This window comes from Nitrospirota bacterium, assembly GCA_016212215.1.
Lineage (GTDB): Bacteria > Nitrospirota > 9FT-COMBO-42-15 > HDB-SIOI813 > HDB-SIOI813 > JACRGV01.
Map to the genome: position 1 here is coordinate 1 of JACRGV010000117.1, position 3,399 is coordinate 3,399.

The window sequence follows — 3,399 nt, forward strand, 5'->3', positions numbered from 1 at the left end:
CAAGACCTCCTCCTGGCAAGCCAGGCCGAGCGGGGGATGCGGCTTATTCAACCTGAAAGGGACTTAATTATCAAGGCACCTGACGCCAATATTATTGACCGGACTCACAAAAAGATCCGCTCTATATACACGCAGGCATACCATTGGGAACCGCCGCTATCATCTTCAATAGAAGGCTTGACCTCAACGAGTATGCGTGAATATGTAAAAGGGTGGATAACCGAATGGGACCTGAAACGTATAGATCCGCAGGTGCAGATAGATCTGGAATTTACAAATCTTAAGCAAGACTATACAGAGGACAAAAACCTCGAAGCATCTGAAGCAGAATAAGGTTCCTTTTATACCGACACCTTGCATGTAGCCGCAAGATACGTGATATAAGCCTTAACATCCGTTTCTGACAATTCATCAGGAGGCTTGTTTCGCAGGTAGCTCTGGAATTTGCGGCCCCAAGCCGTATAAGCTTTGAGCGTTTTTCGGGAATAGTGCCGTGTCTTGATCTCCGCGGCAAGACTCCCGATGATTTTGTCCCAGGCCGGAGACCCGGATTTCTCCAGACAACGCCATTCACTGTAACGTTTTCCCGCCGATGGGGGCGAAACAGGGAGCCTCGCAGCTATCGGCAGGCTGTGATGATCCCTGTCGCCTTTACTGCCTTTCCAGTATTGATTTGAGCAGGAGGGGTTTCATGATCCATTTTCCGCCTCTGACCGGGAATCCGGAAGAGGATACGTCATGTGATTTTTCCTCTTGCCCTAGAATAAACATCCTGCTATAGTCTGATGCTGTAACTGGATAATAACTGGTTACCTTTCAATAAATATAAATGGGAGACAATATGAATATCGGGGAAGAAATAGTCGCGGCCTATCTGCAATACATAAAGCACTGCGAGTTCATACAGCAAAATCTTTATACTCCGGATGTTCAAGGCGAAATTGACGTTGTCGGAATAAACCTCGAACCAAAGGAATTATATGTTTGTGAAGTTGCGATTCACTTGACGACAGGCTTGAGATATGTAAAAGATCACCAGCCAAATAATGTTCAAAAGCTCACGGATAAATTAGGCAAAGACATTGAATACGGCAATAAGTATTTTCCAGATTACAAAAAACATTTCATGCTATGGACTCCCATCGTAAAATATTCAGGCGAAGATACTAAACACAACCAAATAAAGGATATTCAACAAATAAAAGACAATATAAAACGCAAATATAAAACCGAGATAGAATTTATCATCAATGAAAAGTTTGCCGCCTGCTTAGCAGAGTTGAGAAAATATGCCGTAGAAGAAACGAAAGAACTAAAATCAGTTATCCTTCGTTACATGCAAGTTGAATCTTATTTGGACAAGCATATTAAGAATATTAGAAAAAAACAACCAATATGTGAAAAAAGCTAACAAAGGCATCCAGCCGACCCCGAATAGCCGTTTTTCTTTTTCAGTCTTGCGTCTGTGGCGGGGTCGGCTGATGACCGGCGTTATGCCCAAAAGGGGGAAACATGTCACAGGATATAGAAAGCGGAGTACGTACGGATAAATATGGAAGAGAAACAGCCAATAAAATTGCAGAAATAATTAGCGCAACATCTAGCAGTGAAACAAGCAGGGAATCTGTTTTTATAAATATGTTACAATAGTTTAAAATTAAGGAGTAGAAATATGACAGTTAAAAGTGAGTATCCGCACATAGTGCTTGATGAGGAAGAGGTTGCCTTAATAGAGGGTACCTCAATGAAGGTAACTGAATTGGTTGTGGAACGTTTGGCTTATGGATGGAGTCCCGAAGAATTACATCTCCAGCATTCCTATATAACATTAAGTCAGGTTCATGCAGCATTAGCCTACTACTGGGACCATGCTGAACAATTAGACAAGGAGATTTCCGCCAGACTTAAAAATGTTGAGGAACTTAGGGAATCTTCAAAGAGAGAACCCTCGCCTGTAATAGTTCGGCTTAGGGCACAGGGCCGTCTATAATGCCAATCCTACTTTATATGGATGTCCATGTTCCAAGGGCTATTACACTTGGACTACGCATGCGAAAGGTTGATGTACTTACTGCCCAGGAAGATGGGGCTGATAGGTTATCTGATCCTGAACTTCTGGATCAGGCAACTATGAAACACCGTGTATTGTTCACCTTTGATGATGATCTTCTGATTGAAGCGGCCAGGAGGCAACAAGAAAACCATCAGTTTAGTGGAATTATTTATGCCCATCCATTACGCATTTCTATTGGCCAGTGTATACAAGACATGGAATTGATTGCTAAGGCCGGTGAGCCTCAGGATTTACAAAACCGTGTTGAGTTTATTCCCTTTTAATTTCCACGTGTCGTTATGAGCAAAATGAGACTGTTAGAATTATAAGTGCTCGCCTTGCGAGCAAAAGGGAAAGGAAGATTTATGAAGAAAGTTAATAAAATAGAGAAAGACGAATTACGTGCTGAGTACAAGCGTTCAGACTTCCCTGGGGCAATGGTACGCGGGAAGTATGCAAAACGTATGAGTGAATCATCAAACATTATTGTACTCAAACCGGAAGTTTCTGAGGTTTTTCCAAATGAAGAAGCTGTTAATATGGCACTTCTGTCACTAATCAAGCTTGCACAAAAAACGACAGGACTAACAAAGCGCTCAACCGGACGTGTTAAAAAGATGCACGCCGGTTAGCTCTGCGTTAGCATTTCTCTATGTAGCCATGAGCAGAAGGTCATTCATCGAATCTCAAGGCGCAACGTGCCGGAACTGGAACTGGAGTTGGTACTTCATCAACGAGAAGGAGAAGTTCATTCTTACCGGCACTCCCTCAAATCATTACAATCGACCCACTCACTAATGCCTTTCTGTGCCTTTAATTCAATGATTGCAGGTGTATTTAGTAAGCTGCAATCAAGTCTTCCGGCTGTGGTGTCTTTGTTGCAGCAATATTGGGTATCATTTCTGTGGACTATTGAACCGGATGTGGCACAGTAGTCTTTAAAAAGGACTGTACCGCTGCAGTTGGGTTTTTCAAAATTTACATCCCTTTTCCAGTTTAATCCGTCTGTTACACGGCTTTGTGCAAGGTCCCATTCTCCTTTGCAGTGGCTTTCTTCGCCAGGATTGACCCATAACGTTGCATCCGAGGGACACATGTAACCTTCCGGATGGAAGAAACAGCATGTATCATGTGCCCAGCTTCCTCCGCTAATCATACACTTGCTGTTTGTACAACTTGATTCCTGCAGGGCCAGATAGAATAATGGTAAGCGGTTAAATAACCCCATCTTCACAAGTTGAGGGGAAGATGGCATGATGGTATCCAACAATGAAAGGAGAGCCGTCATGTCAAATTATTTTGAAGAGTGTAGTGAAGTAGGGGATAGTGATAAGGGCAAGTTCTGG

At 42.8% G+C, this 3,399-nt stretch carries 7 protein-coding genes; 5 read left to right on the plus strand and 2 right to left on the minus strand.

The features are described from left to right. Nucleotides 1-36: 36 nt before the first annotated feature. On the plus strand, nucleotides 37-333 hold the full coding sequence (locus HZA08_10435; protein ID MBI5193841.1) for a hypothetical protein: 297 nt from the start codon (nucleotides 37-39) through the stop codon (nucleotides 331-333). An 8-nt stretch (nucleotides 334-341) separates the two neighbouring features. Here the strand turns inward: HZA08_10435 and HZA08_10440 are convergent, their stop codons facing one another. Beyond that, nucleotides 342-629, minus strand: a complete 288-nt coding sequence (locus HZA08_10440; GenBank protein ID MBI5193842.1) for a phage integrase N-terminal SAM-like domain-containing protein — start codon at nucleotides 627-629, stop codon at nucleotides 342-344. A gap of 212 nt (nucleotides 630-841) precedes the next feature. Between HZA08_10440 and HZA08_10445 the strand changes: the two genes are divergently transcribed. The 4 genes from HZA08_10445 to HZA08_10460 all read left to right on the plus strand — a co-directional run bounded on the left by HZA08_10445 (nucleotide 842) and on the right by HZA08_10460 (nucleotide 2,685). Further along, the gene (locus HZA08_10445; protein ID MBI5193843.1) at nucleotides 842-1,411 is read left to right on the plus strand and encodes a hypothetical protein; all 570 of its coding nucleotides are present in this window, start codon (nucleotides 842-844) and stop codon (nucleotides 1,409-1,411) included. Nucleotides 1,412-1,672: 261 nt separating this feature from the next. Further along, nucleotides 1,673-1,990, plus strand: a complete 318-nt coding sequence (locus tag HZA08_10450; protein MBI5193844.1) for a DUF433 domain-containing protein — start codon at nucleotides 1,673-1,675, stop codon at nucleotides 1,988-1,990. Beyond that, a complete protein-coding gene (locus HZA08_10455; protein MBI5193845.1) occupies nucleotides 1,990-2,337 on the plus strand; it encodes a DUF5615 family PIN-like protein in 348 nt (115 codons plus the stop codon). Before HZA08_10450 ends, HZA08_10455 begins: the two co-directional genes overlap by 1 nt. An 81-nt stretch (nucleotides 2,338-2,418) precedes the next feature. Next, nucleotides 2,419-2,685, plus strand: coding sequence for a hypothetical protein (locus tag HZA08_10460; protein ID MBI5193846.1), 267 nt, complete (start codon nucleotides 2,419-2,421; stop codon nucleotides 2,683-2,685). Nucleotides 2,686-2,807: 122 nt separating this feature from the next. Here the strand turns inward: HZA08_10460 and HZA08_10465 are convergent, their stop codons facing one another. Next, nucleotides 2,808-3,308, minus strand: a complete 501-nt coding sequence (locus HZA08_10465) for a hypothetical protein (GenBank protein ID MBI5193847.1) — start codon at nucleotides 3,306-3,308, stop codon at nucleotides 2,808-2,810. Between the last annotated feature and the right edge of the window lie 91 nt (nucleotides 3,309-3,399).